General features: G+C 54.7%; 13 protein-coding genes. 6 read left to right on the plus strand and 7 right to left on the minus strand.

Translation table 11 applies throughout. The annotated features are described in order from the left end of the window. Entirely contained in the window at positions 1–894 is an 894-nt protein-coding gene (gene hcaR, locus G4551_RS17390; protein ID WP_003838415.1) for a DNA-binding transcriptional regulator HcaR, read from the minus strand. A 135-nt stretch (positions 895–1,029) separates the two neighbouring features. Here hcaR and hcaE point away from each other — a divergent pair, with 135 nt between their 5' ends. From hcaE to hcaD, 5 genes are read left to right on the plus strand one after another with little or no spacing between them, the layout of a single operon-like run. Further along, positions 1,030–2,391, plus strand: a complete 1,362-nt coding sequence (hcaE, locus tag G4551_RS17395; protein ID WP_003838413.1) for a 3-phenylpropionate/cinnamic acid dioxygenase subunit alpha — start codon at positions 1,030–1,032, stop codon at positions 2,389–2,391. After that, positions 2,388–2,906 carry a 3-phenylpropionate/cinnamic acid dioxygenase subunit beta gene (gene hcaF / locus G4551_RS17400; RefSeq protein ID WP_003838410.1) on the plus strand — a complete coding sequence of 173 codons (519 nt, stop codon included), beginning with the start codon at positions 2,388–2,390 and terminating at the stop codon, positions 2,904–2,906. Before hcaE ends, hcaF begins: the two co-directional genes overlap by 4 nt. Beyond that, complete coding sequence (gene hcaC, locus G4551_RS17405) at positions 2,906–3,226, plus strand: 3-phenylpropionate/cinnamic acid dioxygenase ferredoxin subunit (protein ID WP_003838408.1); 321 nt, start codon at positions 2,906–2,908, stop codon at positions 3,224–3,226. The genes hcaF and hcaC overlap by 1 nt, the downstream gene beginning before the upstream one ends. Continuing rightward, complete coding sequence (hcaB, locus tag G4551_RS17410; protein ID WP_003838406.1) at positions 3,223–4,035, plus strand: 3-phenylpropionate-dihydrodiol/cinnamic acid-dihydrodiol dehydrogenase; 813 nt, start codon at positions 3,223–3,225, stop codon at positions 4,033–4,035. Before hcaC ends, hcaB begins: the two co-directional genes overlap by 4 nt. A gap of 9 nt (positions 4,036–4,044) precedes the next feature. Further along, positions 4,045–5,247, plus strand: a complete 1,203-nt coding sequence (gene hcaD / locus G4551_RS17415) for a phenylpropionate dioxygenase ferredoxin reductase subunit (protein WP_003838404.1) — start codon at positions 4,045–4,047, stop codon at positions 5,245–5,247. A 92-nt stretch (positions 5,248–5,339) separates the two neighbouring features. Here the strand turns inward: hcaD and glyA are convergent, their stop codons facing one another. Then, positions 5,340–6,593, minus strand: coding sequence for a serine hydroxymethyltransferase (gene glyA, locus G4551_RS17420; RefSeq protein ID WP_003037627.1), 1,254 nt, complete (start codon positions 6,591–6,593; stop codon positions 5,340–5,342). 326 nt (positions 6,594–6,919) lie between these two features. On the opposite strand from glyA, the gene hmpA reads away from it, so the two are divergent. Beyond that, on the plus strand, positions 6,920–8,110 hold the full coding sequence (gene hmpA / locus G4551_RS17425) for an NO-inducible flavohemoprotein (RefSeq protein WP_003838400.1): 1,191 nt from the start codon (positions 6,920–6,922) through the stop codon (positions 8,108–8,110). A gap of 101 nt (positions 8,111–8,211) precedes the next feature. Here the strand turns inward: hmpA and glnB are convergent, their stop codons facing one another. The 5 genes from glnB to purL form a co-directional block, all read right to left on the minus strand. Beyond that, positions 8,212–8,550 carry a nitrogen regulatory protein P-II gene (gene glnB, locus G4551_RS17430; protein WP_002914032.1) on the minus strand — a complete coding sequence of 113 codons (339 nt, stop codon included), beginning with the start codon at positions 8,548–8,550 and terminating at the stop codon, positions 8,212–8,214. A gap of 60 nt (positions 8,551–8,610) precedes the next feature. Then, the gene (glrR, locus tag G4551_RS17435) at positions 8,611–9,945 is read right to left on the minus strand and encodes a two-component system response regulator GlrR (RefSeq protein ID WP_304502307.1); all 1,335 of its coding nucleotides are present in this window, start codon (positions 9,943–9,945) and stop codon (positions 8,611–8,613) included. Then, a complete protein-coding gene (gene qseG, locus G4551_RS17440) occupies positions 9,945–10,688 on the minus strand; it encodes a two-component system QseEF-associated lipoprotein QseG (RefSeq protein WP_003838395.1) in 744 nt (247 codons plus the stop codon). The genes glrR and qseG overlap by 1 nt, the downstream gene beginning before the upstream one ends. 22 nt (positions 10,689–10,710) lie before the next feature. Next, positions 10,711–12,141, minus strand: a complete 1,431-nt coding sequence (gene qseE, locus G4551_RS17445) for a two component system sensor histidine kinase QseE/GlrK (protein WP_003838394.1) — start codon at positions 12,139–12,141, stop codon at positions 10,711–10,713. A 635-nt stretch (positions 12,142–12,776) separates the two neighbouring features. Next, on the minus strand, positions 12,777–16,664 hold the full coding sequence (gene purL / locus G4551_RS17450) for a phosphoribosylformylglycinamidine synthase (RefSeq protein WP_032941156.1): 3,888 nt from the start codon (positions 16,662–16,664) through the stop codon (positions 12,777–12,779). Positions 16,665–16,794: the final 130 nt, after the last annotated feature.

Here is a 16,794-nt window from a genome sequence, read left to right on the forward strand (position 1 = left end):
TTACATCGTCAGACTCACGGCCAAACGTTCATGTACCGTGGCGATAAAATCGGTCAGTGCCGGTTTGAGCGATCCTTTTTTCCACGCCATCAGCAACGCGATGGTTGGGACATCACCAATAATTGGCCGAAAAACCACCTGTCCGGTATTAAAATTATTCATATAACCGGGTATCAAAGTCACCCCCAACCCCATGCCGACCAGGTTCATGGTCACCAGAATGTTGGTTGCCACTTGCACAATGTTAGGCTGGCTTTTTTGCTGCTGAAACCAGTTTTTGACAATCATCGCTAACGCGCCGGAATAGGCCGGATCGGTGCTGACAAAATTCACGCCGTGTAGTTGTTCTGCGGAGATTGCCTGCTCATCAGCTAACGGATGATTCACCGGTAACACAACTACCAACGGCTCATGAATCAGCTCCAGATAGTCCAGATCCGGGCTGTACACCGGATGGCGCATTAAGCCAACGTCCAGCTCTCCGCTGAGGATCTTCTCTTCCTGCTCGGTGGTGATCAGACTCACCAGTTCAATGTGCGTATCCGGTTGCTTCAAACGAAACAAAGGCAGCACCTTCGGCAACAGATTGACCTCTGCAGAAGGGACAAAGCCAATGGAGAAATGATTATCTTCCTGCACCGTTCTACGGGCACGAACTTTGGCGTTTTCCGCCTGTTCGAGGATCGCCAGCGCATCCTGTAAAAAGCACTCACCGGCCGCCGTCAGCGCAACTTTTCGTTTATCCCGCACCAGCAACGGAACGCCCACGCAAGTTTCCAGATCGCGGATCTGGCTGCTTAACGACGGCTGAGAGGTATGCAGCTTTTCTGCCGCTCGGGTGAAATTCAGCGCCTGCGCCACCGCTACGAAATAGCGTAAGTGCCTCAGTTCCATGCCCTTCTCCTTGTTATCGAAAAAATGTCTCAACTGGTAGAAATTTACTATTTCACAGATTGATAACTAACCAGCAACATCCTTAAGGTACAAAAAAAGAAGGTCAATACATCTTAGCTTTCAGGATTAAAAAATATGACCACACCCTCAAATTTAGACATCTACCAACTGATCGACACGCAAAACGGTCGCGTAACCCCACGAATTTATACCGACCCTGAAATTTACCAACTGGAGCTGGAACGCATCTTCGGACGCTGCTGGTTATTTCTCGCCCACGAAAGCCAAATCCCCAAACCCGGTGATTTTTTTAACACCTACATGGGCGAGGATGCGGTTGTGGTGGTTCGCCAGAAAGACGGCAGCATCAAAGCGTTTCTCAACCAGTGTCGCCACCGCGCGATGCGCGTCAGCTACGCCGACTGCGGCAATACCCGCGCCTTCACCTGTCCGTATCACGGCTGGTCGTACGGCATTAACGGCGAGCTGATCGACGTGCCGCTGGAGCCGCGCGCTTATCCGCAAGGTTTATGCAAATCGCATTGGGGACTGAATGAAGTGCCTGGCGTAGAGAGCTACAAGGGACTGATTTTCGGCAACTGGGATACCTCCGCACCAACGCTTCGCGATTATCTCGGTGACATCGCCTGGTATCTCGACGGCGTGCTCGACCGCCGTGAAGGCGGCACCGAAATCGTCGGTGGCGTACAAAAGTGGACCATCGATTGTAACTGGAAATTCCCCGCCGAACAGTTTGCCAGCGACCAGTATCACGCGCTGTTCAGCCATGCCTCTGCGGTGCAGGTGCTGGGAGCGAAAGACGACGGTAGCGATAAGCGCCTCGGCGATGGTCAGACCGCCCGCCCGGTGTGGGAAACCGCCAAAGACGCGCTACAGTTCGGTCAGGACGGGCACGGCAGCGGATTTTTCTTTACTGAGAATCCTGATGCCAACGTCTGGGTCGATGGTGAGGTCTCCAGCTACTACCGCGACACCTACGCGGAAGCCGAACAACGCTTGGGCAAGGTTCGCGCCCTGCGTCTGGCCGGTCACAACAACATTTTCCCCACGCTTTCCTGGCTCAACGGTACCGCCACGCTGCGCGTCTGGCACCCGCGTGGGCCGGACCAGGTTGAGGTGTGGGCGTTCTGTATTACCGACAAAGCCGCCTCTGATGAAGTGAAAGCCGCGTTTGAAAACAGCGCCACACGGGCTTTTGGCCCCGCCGGGTTCCTGGAGCAGGACGACTCGGAAAACTGGTGTGAAATTCAAAAACTGCTGAAAGGTCATCGCGCACGCAACACGAAATTGTGTCTGGAAATGGGGCTTGGCCAGGAGAAACGTCGTGAAGACGGCATTCCGGGGATCACCAACTACATCTTTTCTGAAACCGCCGCGCGTGGCATGTACCAACGCTGGGCCGATTTGCTCAGCAGCGAAAGCTGGCAGGAAGTGCACGAGAAAACCGCCGCCTACCAGCAGGAGGTGATGAAATGAGCACTTTAGTTTCTCTCGAACTGCATCATCGCATCAGCCAGTTTCTGTATGAAGAAGCGCGTATGCTCGACGACTGGCAGTTTCGCGACTGGCTGGCGCAGCTGGATGACGACATTCGCTACACCATGCGTACCACGGTCAACGCCCAGACGCGCGACCGCCGCAAAGGCGTGCAGCCACCAACCACCTGGATTTTCAACGACAACAAAGACCAGCTTGAGCGCCGCATCGCGCGGCTGGAAACCGGCATGGCCTGGGCGGAAGAACCGCCGTCGCGTACCCGTCATCTGATTAGTAACTTACAAATCAGCGAAACCGACGTGCCCGACGTGTTCGCCGTGCGCCTCAACTATCTGCTGTATCGCGCGCAAAAAGAGCGGGACGAGACGTTTTACGTCGGCACGCGCGTGGACAAAGTCCGTCGTTTGCCCGGCGATGAGTGGCGCTTACTGGCGCGTGAGATCGTGCTGGATCAAGCGGTGATCACCTCCCATAACCTGAGTGTACTGTTCTGATGAGCCGTGTATTTGCCTGCCCTGTAGGGGATTTGCCGGAGGGTGAAGCGCTCCGGCTTGATACCTCGCCCGTCATCGCGCTGTTCAATGTTGGCGGCGAGTTCTATGCCATTAACGATCGCTGTAGCCACGGTAACGCCTCGATGTCGGAAGGTTATCTGGAAGAAGACGCTACGGTGGAATGCCCACTGCATGCCGCCAGCTTCTGCCTGAAAACCGGCAAGGCGTTGTGTTTACCCGCCACCGATCCGCTAACCACCTACGCAGTATATGTGGACGGTAGCGATGTGTTTGTTGATATTCCGGAGGACGCCAGATGAGCGATTTACGCGATAACGTGGTCTTTATCACTGGCGGCGGCTCCGGCCTTGGCCTGGCGCTGGTCGAGCGTTTCATCGAAGAAGGTGCGCAGGTCGCCACGCTGGAACTGTCGCCAGCTAAAGTTGCCAGTCTGCGTCAGCGCTTTGGCGAACATGTACTGGCAATCGAAGGCAACGTCACCTGCTACGCCGACTATCAGCGCGCGGTGGATCAAATCCTCACAGCGTTTGGCAAGCTGGACTGTTTTATCGGTAATGCGGGCATATGGGATCACAACGCCTCGCTGGTCAATACGCCTGCAGACGTACTGGAGAGCGGCTTTCATGAGCTGTTTAACGTCAACGTGCTGGGTTATCTGCTGGGGGCGAAAGCCTGTGCCCCGGCACTTATCGCCAGCGAAGGCAGCATCATCTTTACCTTGTCCAATGCGTCATGGTATCCCGGCGGCGGCGGCCCTCTGTATACCGCCTCTAAACATGCGGCTACCGGGCTGATTCGCCAGTTGGCCTACGAGCTGGCGCCAAAGGTACGTGTTAACGGTGTCGGTCCGTGCGGTATGGCGACAGATCTACGCGGCCCGCAGGCGTTGGGACAAAACGATACATCGATTATGCAGTCGCTGACACCAGAAAAAATCGCCGCTATTTTGCCGCTACAGTTTTTCCCTGAGCCTGCGGATTTTACCGGTCCGTATGTGATGCTGGCGTCAAAACGCAACAACCGCACATTAAGTGGCGTAATGATCAATGCCGACGCCGGTCTGGGTATTCGCGGTATTCGTCACGTTGCCGCCGGACTGGATCTCTGAGGAGGCGTTATGAACCAAAAAACTATCGCTATCGTCGGCGGCGGCCAGGCTGCTGCTATGGCTGCTGCCGCACTGCGCCAGCAGGGATTTGACGGCGAATTACACCTGTTTTCCGATGAGCAGCATCTGCCCTATGAACGTCCACCGCTCTCCAAAGCGATGCTGCTGGACGACAATCCGCAACTTCAGCCGATACTCCCCGCTGACTGGTGGCGGGAACACAACGTACAGCTGCATCTGGGTGTTACTGTACAGACGCTCGGCCGCCAAACGCATCAGTTGGTGCTGGCTGATGGGCAGAGTTATCCGTGGGATCGGCTACTGATTGCGACGGGCGCTGCGGCACGCCCCCTTCCGCTGTTAGATAAGCTGGGCGATCGATGCTTTACTCTGCGTCATACCGCTGATGCCGAGCGCCTGCGCGACACTTTGTTGCCGGGTAAGTCGATTGTCATTGTCGGTGCGGGCACCATTGGTCTGGAACTGGCGGCCAGCGCGACTCAACGAGGCTGTCAGGTGACAGTGGTGGAGCTGGCACCAACGGTCATGGGCCGTAACGCGCCTGCTCCGGTGCGCGACTACCTGCTTGCCCGCCACCAGCAGGCGGGCGTGCGGGTGTTACTTAACAGCGCCATTGAACACGCCGAAGCGGGAGAGTGTCTCTCGCTGATGCTGCAAAACGGCGAGACGCTGCTGGCCGATGTGATGGTTTACGGCATCGGTATCGTGGCGAATGATGCGCTGGCCCGCGAAGCGGGGCTGGAGACGGCGAACGGCATTATCGTTGATAGCGCCAGCACCACCTCCGATCCGGACATTTTCGCCGCCGGTGACGTAGCGATAACGCGCAAGCCCGACGGTTCGTTAGTACGCATGGAAAGCTGGGAAAACGCCAATTTTCAGGCACAGATTGCCGCCGCCGCAATGCTAAATCTGCCGTTGCCGGAGAAGACACCTGGCTGGTTCTGGACCGACCAATTTAATGACAACCTACAATTTGTTGGCGAAATGCAGGGAGAAAGCTGGTTCATACGCGGCAATTCAGATGCGCATAAAGCAATATGGTTTAACCTGCAGGATGGCGTGATTGTCGGCGCAGTAACGTTGAATCAGGGACGAGAAATACGTTTATTGAGAAAATGGATTCAGGCAAAGAAAAAGCCACCAATGGCGGCTTTAGTCGATGAAACAATCTTGCTTAAGTCAATATAACTGCCGGATGGCACTTCGTTTATCCGGCCTACATGTGAGTTACCTGTAGGCCGGATAAGGTGTTTACACCGCCATCCAGCAATCAGTATGGCTTACGCGTAAACCGGGAAGCGTGCGCAGATATCCAGAACTTTACCTTTGACGCGCTCGATTACGGCTTCGTCATTGATGTTGTCCAGCACATCACACATCCAGCCAGCCAGCTCTTTCGCTTCCGCTTCTTTGAAGCCACGGCGAGTGATTGCCGGAGAACCGATACGGATACCGGAAGTCACAAACGGGCTCTTCGGATCGTTCGGTACGCTGTTTTTGTTAACGGTGATGTTAGCGCGGCCCAGCGCGGCATCAGCTTCTTTACCGGTCAGGTTTTTATCAACCAGATCCAGCAGGAACAGGTGGTTTTCAGTACCGCCAGAAACCACTTTGTAGCCACGGTTCAGGAACACTTCCACCATCGCTTTGGCGTTTTTAGCAACCTGCTGCTGGTAAACCTTGAACTCAGGCTCCATCGCTTCTTTCAGCGCCACGGCTTTCGCTGCGATCACGTGCATCAGCGGGCCGCCCTGCGCGCTTGGGAACACAGCAGAGTTCAGTTTTTTGTACAGCTCTTCGTCACCGCCTTTCGCCAGGATCAGGCCACCGCGTGGACCCGCCAGGGTTTTGTGGGTGGTGGTGGTCACAACGTGTGCGTGTGGAACCGGGTTCGGATAAACGCCTGCGGCAATCAGACCCGCAACGTGCGCCATATCGACGAACAGGTATGCGCCGATGCTGTCAGCGATTTCACGCATTTTTGCCCAGTCAACAACGCCGGAGTAAGCAGAGAAGCCACCGATGATCATCTTCGGTTTGTGCTCTTTGGCCTGCTTCGCCATGTCTTCGTAGTCAATTTTGCCGGACTCATCAATACCGTAAGGGATGATGTTGTACAGTTTGCCGGAGAAGTTAACCGGGGAGCCGTGAGTCAGGTGGCCGCCTTGTGCCAGGTTCATACCCAGAACGGTATCACCCGGTTGCAGCAGAGCGGTGTAAACAGCGAAGTTAGCCTGAGAACCAGAGTGCGGCTGTACGTTAGCGTAGTCAGCGCCAAACAGCTCTTTTGCACGATCGATAGCCAGTTGCTCAACGATATCAACGTACTCGCAACCGCCGTAGTAGCGTTTGCCCGGATAACCTTCAGCATATTTGTTGGTCAGCTGAGAACCCTGCGCCTGCATAACACGCGGGCTGGTGTAGTTTTCGGAGGCGATCAGTTCGATGTGCTCTTCCTGACGTACTTTTTCCTGCTCCATAGCCTGCCACAGTTCGGCATCATAATCGGCAATGTTCATTTCACGCTTTAACATCCGCATCTCCTGACTCAGCTAACAATAGAATTTCGGCCTAAAAAGGCAGTCCCGTTGGACGACGGCCAACAGTATAACCGAATCATTCTTCGATAACAGGTCTTGACAAAGGATTTTACGCAAACGATTACCTTCACGGCACGCAAGGCTTTGGAGAACAAAGGTCTGCTGAATTTCAACGGATTTCTTTTCAGGTTTGTGATGCAGATTTTTCACGATGTAACCTTTACAACGCAAAGTTACAAAGAACCATTTACAATGCAGGGGTATTTTTTATAAGATGCATTTGACATACATCATTAAAGTCTCAGATAAAGGAAGACCGTATGCTTGACGCACAAACCATCGCTACAGTGAAAGCCACCATTCCCCTGCTGGTTGAAACAGGTCCGAAGCTGACCGCACATTTCTATGATCGCATGTTTACGCATAACCCAGAGCTGAAAGAAATTTTCAACATGAGTAACCAGCGTAATGGCGATCAGCGCGAGGCTCTGTTTAACGCGATTGCCGCGTATGCCAGCAATATCGAAAACCTGGCGGCGCTGTTGCCAGCGGTTGAGAAAATCGCGCAAAAGCATACCAGTTTCCAGATTAAACCAGAGCAGTACAACATCGTGGGTGGTCATTTGCTGGCAACGCTGGACGAAATGTTCAGCCCAGGCCAGGAAGTTCTGGATGCGTGGGGTAAAGCGTATGGCGTACTGGCGAACGTTTTCATCAACCGTGAAGCGCAAATCTATAGCGAAAATGCCAATAAAAATGGCGGCTGGGAAGGTACCCGTCCTTTCCGCATCGTGGCAAAAACCCCACGCAGTGCACTGATCACCAGCTTTGAGTTTGAACCTGTCGATGGTGGCGCAGTAGCTGAATATCATCCGGGACAATACCTGGGCGTCTGGCTGAAGCCGGAAGGTTTCCCGCATCAGGAAATTCGTCAGTACTCACTGACCCGTAAGCCTGATGGCAAAGGCTATCGTATTGCCGTTAAGCGTGAAGACGGTGGTCAGGTTTCCACCTGGCTGCACAACCATGCGAATGTTGGCGACGTTGTTCACCTGGCCGCACCTGCGGGCGATTTCTTTATGGACGTCGCGACCGACACCCCGGTATCTCTGATCTCCGCGGGCGTGGGACAAACCCCAATGCTGGCGATGCTGGACACGTTGGCGAAAGCGAAGCATACGGCGCAGGTTAACTGGTTCCACGCGGCAGAAAATGGCGATGTACATGCCTTCGCTGATGAAGTAAATGAACTCGGCAAAACGCTGCCACGCTTTAGTGCGCACACCTGGTATCGTGAGCCAACCGAAACCGATCGCGCGAAAGGTGCGTTTGATAGCGTAGGTCTGATGGATTTGAACAAGCTGGAAAGCGCAATCAGCGATCCGGCGATGCAGTTTTATCTGTGCGGTCCGGTTGGTTTCATGCAGTTCGCCGCGAAGCAGCTGGTCGGCCTGGGCGTGAAAAACGAGAACATTCATTACGAATGCTTCGGTCCGCATAAAGTCTTGTAATGTATTACGCGAGTAGGCCGGATAAGGCGTTTACGCCGCCATCCGGCAATCACTCGGCCTGATGCGCTACGCTTGTCAGGCCGACAAATTAACGGCGCGGCTTAGATTGCCGCGTCGTCTTCTTCACCGGTACGAATACGAATAACGCGAGCCACGTCGAAGACAAAAATCTTACCGTCGCCGATCTTGCCGGTCTGGGCAGTACGGATAATGGTGTCGACGCAGGTATCGACGATGTCGTCGGTAACCACAATTTCAATTTTTACCTTCGGCAGAAAATCCACCATATATTCCGCGCCACGGTACAGCTCGGTATGGCCTTTCTGACGGCCAAAGCCTTTCACTTCCGTTACCGTCATCCCGGTGATACCGACTTCTGCCAGCGCTTCGCGGACGTCGTCCAGCTTGAAGGGTTTAATAATCGCATCAATCTTTTTCATGCTATTCCTTGAAAAGGTCGCCTGTCTTTTGATCGAATAAAGCTAACATAATCCGCAGATTTATTCTTTGAAATCGTTTGCATCCAGCTCGTGTCGAGAAAGCAACTTATAGAATTCGGTGCGGTTGCGCCCCGCCATTCTTGCCGCGTGAGTCACATTGCCCTTGGTGATTTGCAGCAGCTTACGCAGATAGTTGAGCTCAAACTGGTTACGCGCCTCAACAAATGTCGGCAGCGCGGTGTTTTCCCCTTCCAGCGCCTGCTCCACCAGCGCGTCGCTGATCACTGGCGAAGAGGTCAACGCCACGCACTGCTCAATTACGTTGACCAGCTGACGCACATTGCCCGGCCAGCTGGCGGTCATTAACCGCTTCATGGCATCGGTTGAAAAGGCGCGTACGAACGGTTTGTGCCGTTCAGCAGACTGGCGCAGCAGATGGTTCGCCAGCAGCGGAATATCTTCCGTACGCTCGGCCAGCGCAGGGATCTTGAGGCTCACCACGTTGAGGCGATAGTACAAATCCTCGCGAAATTCGCCCCGAGCCATCGCTTTGGGTAAATCGCGGTGGGTCGCAGAAACGATCCGCACATCAATGTCGATATCGCGGTTACTGCCCAACGGTCTGACTTTTCGTTCCTGCAATACGCGCAGCAGTTTCACCTGTAACGGTGCAGGCATATCGCCAATCTCATCGAGAAAAAGCGTGCCGCCTTCCGCGGCCTGAAACAGCCCTTCACGATTACTCACCGCGCCGGTAAAAGCGCCGCGCGCATGACCAAACAGTTCAGACTCCAGCAGTTGTTCCGGCAACGCGCCACAGTTAATGGCAATAAAGGGCTTGTGGCTGCGCGGGCTGGCGTTGTGAATAGCCTGGGCGAAAACTTCTTTCCCGGTTCCGCTTTGGCCGTTGATCAAGACACTAACATCCGACTGCGCCACCATTCGCGCCTGTTCCAGCAGACGTAGCATCAGCGGGCTACGGGTGACAATGGACTCACGCCAACTGTCATCAGTAGCAGGCGCAGACTGTTCCAGCGCCCCGTCAATCGCGTGATATAACGCGTCCTTGTCGACTGGCTTAGTGAGAAAACTGAAGACCCCTTGCTGGGTCGCCGCAACGGCGTCCGGGATGGAGCCGTGAGCGGTCAGGATAATCACCGGCATGCCCGGCTGCACTTTCTGGATTTCAGTAAACAGCTGCATGCCATCCATTTCATCCATGCGCAGATCGCTGATAACCAGATCCACTTTTTCACGGTTCAGTACCCGTAACCCTTCCTGCCCACTTTCCGCGGTCACGACGCTGTAGCCTTCGCTGGTCAGCCGCATTCCAAGTAATTTCAACAGGCCCGGATCGTCATCCACCAACAGCAGATGTGCGGGCTTACGGCTTATCATGGCGTAACCTCATCGGCAGACGGCGCTGCGCCTTCTTCGTTATCAGGCGTAGTGAGTTTATCGTTCCCGTGCGGCGCATCAGGATTGTAGTTACCGGCGGGTTTGCGCGTTGAAAGCTGGCGCTCAATATCGGTCAGATTCTCCAGCTTGCGGGTCGTGAGATCGAGCTGGGACTGCAAATGTTGTTGCTGTTGACGCAGCGTATCGAGATCGCTGTCTGACGACTGCTGGAGCTTACTGTAGCGCAGGCGCTCTTCGGCAAGCTGTAACTGCAACATTTGATTACGGAACCAGGCCTGATAAAGCGGTCGAACCTGACTCGGAATTTGTGGGCTTAACGCGTCGAGATGCGTAACTGCCTCTCGCCGTTCAGGCGGGGTAATGCGGGCGTTATCAAGCAGGATCCCGCGTTTGAAAGCGCCCTGCCAGGTATCCGTGAGCTGAGCACTGGCTTCACTGCGCGCCTGTACCGGCATCATGCGATCGGCACAGTCCATCGCCCGCAGCCAGTACAGCGGGTTGGTTTCTGTGGACTGGCCAGACAGCGACCAGATATCCGTACAGTCGGTTGCAAGGTAGTCCGCCAGTTGATTAGGCGGAATTTTCTCCTGCGAAGGATCGCCGATAATATGATTCACCGCGTTCGGGACGCAACCAACCAGTGCCAGGCACGGCAGGCTTGCGAGGATGACGCGATGAAGAAAATGTCGTTTAAGCATTCGGGCAACAACGTATGGCATACTCACCAGACTTAGGTTTATTTTAGTGATTTTTCGCAGCAGCTAGCGGCAGTTCTATGCGAAAACAAACGTTTTGCGCATGGTCATCAACCAGATACAGTTTGCCCCGCATACGGCGAATGCAATCTCTGGCAATGCTTAGCCCCAACCCGCTTCCTTTTACCGCCCCTTTTCGCTGATGGCTACCCTGGAAAAAAGGCTCGAAGATCATGGTCTGTTCTGCTTCAGGGATCGGTGTGCCGGTATTCATTACATCGATGTATACCGTTGATCCATGCAAACTGCTGCGGATCCAAATGTTACCGGATTCAGCGCCGTAGTGCACCGCATTGGAATAAAGATTGTCCAGCACGCTCATCAACAGCATCGGTTCTGCCAGGCAGGCGTTCACCGCAAGCGCAACATCAGTATGTATCATTTTGGCGCGAGCGGGCAGGCTATGCGCAGAAACAACGCTTTCCACCAGCGGCGCGATTTCCACACTTTCAAGCTCAGCCTCATCATCCGCGAACTTGCGGTTGTAATCGAGAAGTTGCTCAATCAGTTTTTGCAAGTTGCGGCTGCTGTCATCGAGGATGCCGACCACCTCTTTTTGCTCCGGTGTTAACGGGCCCACTACCTGATCGGCCAGCAATTCGGTACCTTCACGCATACTCGCCAGCGGTGTTTTCAGCTCATGAGAAAGATGGCGTAAAAACTGATGCCGTTGCGACTCAAGCCAGGAGAGGCGTTCACTTAACCAGATAATACGCTGCCCCACGGATCGCAGCTCGCGGGGCCCAGTTAATAATACGCTATCGCCCAACGAGCGCCCTTCTCCCAGACGGTTGATCATCCGTTCGATGCCCTTCACCGGACCGATAATCATACGGGTAAACAACAGCACCATCGCCAGGCTAAGGAGAAACAGCACCAGTGCCTGCCAGCCAAAAAACTGCCCGCGTTCGGCTATTTCCTGCTGTAACTGCTGGCCACGAGAAAAGACGACGGTACGCGTCGCTTGCACCATCTCGGTATTGGCATTGGCGAACGCTTCCAGCCGTGCAGCCGACACACTGTCAGGGCCGCTGTTTTTACACTGCAACTGCGCGAGATCGTTAAGATCCTGACGCAACGCCTGGTAGAGCTTGGTATCTGGCAACACCCCCGCATGCGCATCCAGCATATCGCTGTAGCGTTTACGCTGACTTTGGTAGACCTTGGCCAACGTTGAGTCATCAAGCACACAGTATTGCCTATAGCTGCGCTCCATCTCCAGCGCAGCATTGGTCATCGCTTCACTGCGTCTGGCGTCAATCAGCGTGGTGCGGTTCGTCAGCGCAGCCTGCGCGCTCAGGGCATTCAGACTTTGCCACGCCTGCCAGGCCAAAACTAACAACGGCAACAGGATCAGCAAAAATGCCAACATCACCAATTGACGTAAAGATCGGGGGAAAACTGACCAGCGCTTCAAGGCGTTACTCTCAATGGACAGGAATAGGTTGATGCTAACTGAGGGGAACGCCAGATACAACAAAGCCGGGATTAACCCGGCTTTGTTGCGGAATAAGGCGGTGCCTAACTCGACGTTTCGCCCGGAGGTTGATATGAGCTTCGCTAATATCAGATGTTGGACGGCAGGCACCTTGTTGTGCGTCATTCGAAGTTTATGTAGCACGTCCCGAAGGGGCTGACATAAGAAGGTGAATGAGCCACTGGTTAATATTATGCAGCATCTGTGCCAATATTCAAAACACTTTATTAACACAATGATAAATATAGAAAATATGATTATTTATATGAGAAATGATATTGTCCATTTTTCACCCACACCGTCGCCAATCAGCAACACCTGTAACACTTAAAAATAAATTCGTTTTAAATCAAATAATTAAATGTCTCTTTTTGGCGACAATGTAACCTTATCTATGTCGGCATTTCCCGACACTTTACTTTTAGGTGCAAGCGCTGAGTTTATTGCCGGTTAGCGGCGTGAACGCCTTATCCGGCCTACAACCGCATTTCCCCGTAAGCCTGATAAGCGTAGCGTTATCAGGCGGCAGACAAAAAAAAGCCCCTCACAAGAGGGGCTTGATGATCATAGGCTAATTATCCAAGCTGTTTACGCGCGTTGCGGAAGATACGCATCCACGGGCTGTCCTCGCCCCAATTTTCCGGGTGCCAGGAGTTGCTCACGGTACGGAACACACGTTCTGGGTGCGGCATCATAATGGTGACGCGACCATTTTCAGTGGTCACAGCAGTAATACCATTCGGCGAACCGTTCGGGTTAGCCGGGTAAGCCTCGGTCACCTTACCGAAGTTATCGACGTAGCGCAGTGCCACCAGACCTTTGCTCTCAAGCTGAGCCAGATGCGCACCGTCACGCACTTCCACACGACCTTCACCGTGAGAAACGGCAATCGGCATCATCGACCCCACCATATCGGCAAGCAGTAAGGACGGGCTTTGCGTCACTTCGACCAGGCTGAAGCGGGCTTCAAAGCGGTCGGAGTGGTTACGCACAAAGCGCGGCCACAGGTCGCTTCCTGGGATTAGCTCACGCAGGTTAGACATCATCTGGCAACCGTTACACACCCCGAGCGCCAGGGTTTGCGGGCGATGGAAGAAGGTTTCGAACTCATCACGCACGCGGTTGTTGAACAAAATTGACTTCGCCCAACCTTCCCCTGCGCCGAGTACATCGCCGTAAGAGAAGCCGCCGCAGGCTACCAGCGCCTGGAAGTTACCCAAGCCGATGCGTCCCCCCAGCAGATCGCTCATGTGTACATCGATGGCGTCAAAGCCCGCACGGTGGAAAGCTGCCGCCATTTCGACGTGGGAGTTAACGCCCTGCTCGCGCAGCACGGCCACTTTCGGACGCGCACCGGTGGCGATATACGGCGCGGCAACATCGTCGTTAATATCGAACGTCAGTTTGACGTTGAGACCCGGATCGGCATCGTTGGTTTTAGCGTCGTGTTCCTGATCGGCGCATTCCGGGTTATCGCGCAGACGTTGCATCTGCCAGGTGGTTTCCGCCCACCACATACGCATCGTGGTGCGACTTTCGCTGAACACCGCATGACCATCTGCTTCGACCACGAAGCGGTCGCCCTGCACGGCTTTCCCCAGATAGTGCACGCAATCGGCCAGGCCATGTTGAGCCAGCAACGCCTCAACCGCTTCACGATCACCTGCGCGAACCTGAATCACCGCGCCCAGCTCTTCGTTAAACAGCGCCGCCAGACGATCTTCCCCCAGAGAGTGGATATCAGCTTCAATACCGCAGTGACCAGTGAAGGCCATTTCCGCCAGCGTCACCAGCAAGCCACCGTCGGAGCGATCGTGGTAGGCCAGCAGCTTACGTTGTGCGACCAGCGCCTGAATGGCGTCGTAGAAGCCTTTCAGTTGCGCTACGTTACGCACATCGGCAGGCTTATCCCCCAGTTGACGGTAAACCTGCGCCAGCGCCGTCGCACCAAGCGCGTTGTGACCCAGACCAAGGTCAATCAGCAACAGGGCGTTATCTTCAGTAGAAAGCTGCGGGGTAATGGTGTGGCGCACATCTTCCACGCGGGCAAAGGCGGTGATCACCAGCGATAGCGGCGAGGTCATTTCACGCTGTTCGTTGCCTTCCTGCCAGCGGGTTTTCATCGACATAGAGTCTTTGCCCACCGGAATGGTCAGGCCAAGCGCCGGACATAATTCTTCCCCAACGGCTTTTACCGCTTCGTACAGTCCGGCGTCTTCGCCAGGGTGACCTGCAGCCGCCATCCAGTTGGCCGACAGTTTAATGCGTTTGATATCGCCAATCTGCGTTGCCGCAATGTTGGTCAGCGCCTCACCTACAGCCAGACGCGCAGAGGCTGAGAAGTCGAGCAATGCGACTGGCGCGCGCTCGCCGAGAGACATCGCTTCGCCGTAGTAGCTATCGAGGCTTGCGGTAGTGACCGCGCAGTTGGCGACCGGGATCTGCCATGGACCAACCATCTGGTCACGCGCCACCATACCGGTAACGGTACGGTCACCGATAGTCACGAGGAACGTTTTCTCCGCGACAGTTGGCAGATGCAGCACGCGGTTAACCGCATCTGCAATCGAGATTTCACTACGATTCAGGGCATCGCCTTTGGCTTTCAGCGTCTGCACATCGCGGGTCATTTTCGGTGTTTTACCCAGCAGCACATCGAGTGGCATGTCGATCGGCTGGTTGTCGAAGTGGCTGTCGCTCAAGGTCAGATGCTGTTCTTCGGTAGCTTCACCGATGACCGCGTACGGCGCGCGTTCACGCTTACACAGCTCATCGAACAGCGGAAGCTGGTCAGCAGCAACCGCCAGCACGTAGCGCTCCTGTGACTCGTTACACCAGATTTCCAGCGGGCTCATACCCGGCTCATCGCTGAGGATATCGCGCAGCTGGAACTTACCGCCGCGACCGCCATCGCTTACCAGCTCCGGCATGGCGTTAGACAGGCCACCCGCGCCAACGTCATGGATAAACAGAATTGGGTTCGCATCACCCATCTGCCAGCAACGGTCGATAACTTCCTGGCAACGACGTTCCATTTCCGGGTTGTCACGCTGTACAGAAGCGAAATCAAGATCGGCATCAGACTGGCCGGAAGCCATAGAGGAGGCTGCCCCGCCACCAAGGCCAATGTTCATCGCCGGGCCGCCGAGGACGATCAGCTTGGCGCCAACGACGATCTCGCCCTTCTGCACGTGATCGGCACGGATGTTACCGATCCCGCCTGCCAGCATGATCGGTTTATGGTAACCGCGCAGCTCTTCGCCGTTATGGCTGTTGACCTTTTCTTCATAGGTACGGAAGTAGCCGGTCAGCGCCGGGCGACCAAATTCGTTGTTAAACGCCGCGCCGCCCAGCGGGCCTTCAGTCATGATGTCGAGCGCGGTGACAATACGATCCGGCTTACCAAAGTCCTCTTCCCAAGGCTGTTCAAAGCCAGGAATACGCAGGTTGGAGACGGAGAAGCCTACCAGCCCGGCTTTCGGTTTTGCACCACGACCGGTTGCACCCTCATCGCGGATTTCTCCGCCGGAGCCGGTTGCCGCACCTGGCCACGGAGAGATAGCCGTCGGGTGGTTATGAGTTTCTACCTTCATCAGGATGTGGGCTGGTTCCTGATGGAAATCGTAGCGGCCGGTTTTGTGATCGGCAAAATAGCGGCCCACTTCAGAACCTTCCATTACCGCGGCGTTGTCTTTATAGGCAGACAGCACGTGGTCCGGCGTGGTTTCGAAGGTATTCTTGATCATCTTGAACAGCGACTTAGGCTGTTGTTTACCGTCGATAACCCAGTCGGCGTTAAAAATCTTGTGGCGGCAGTGCTCGGAGTTGGCCTGCGCAAACATGTACAGTTCAATGTCGTTCGGGTTGCGCCCCAGTTTGGTGAACGCATCCTGCAGATAGTCAATTTCGTCTTCCGCCAGCGCCAGACCCAGACGCAGGTTAGCGTCGATCAGCGCCTGACGTCCCTCACCCAGTAGATCAACGCTGGAGACCGGCGCCGGTTGGTGATGGACAAACAGTTTTTCGGCATCGTTCAGCGCAGAGAAAACCGTTTCCATCATTCGGTCGTGCAGTTCGTCGGCCACCATCTGCCATTGCTCAGCGGTCAGTGTAGAGGCTTCTACATACCAGGCAATGCCACGTTCCAGGCGGCTAATCTGATGCAGACCGCAGTTGTGGGCAATATCAGTCGCTTTAGAAGACCACGGGGAGATGGTGCCAGGGCGAGGCGTAACCAGCAGCAGTTTTCCTTCCGGGGCGTGGCTTTGCAGAGCAGGACCATATTTCAGCAGGCGTGCAAGCTGCGCGTGCTCATCTTCATTTAACGGTGCATTCAGATCGGCAAAATGGACGTACTCGGCGTAAATATTGTGGACCTGGAGGTTGGCAGCCTGAAAACGTGCCAGCAGTTTGTTAATACGGAATGCAGACAGTGCAGGTGAACCACGCAGAATTTCCATCATAAGTCTCTCGTCTTCTAAGCTTTCGGTGTGCCCAAGTGGGGAAACGGGCGTCATTATAAAGAATCTACCGCGCCGACGAAACCGTTTGCGTCGAAATAAAATCACGACCGTCACTTATCATCAAATGCGG

The organism is Citrobacter freundii ATCC 8090 = MTCC 1658 = NBRC 12681 (assembly GCF_011064845.1).
In the GTDB taxonomy this organism is placed as follows: Bacteria; Pseudomonadota; Gammaproteobacteria; order Enterobacterales; family Enterobacteriaceae; genus Citrobacter; species Citrobacter freundii.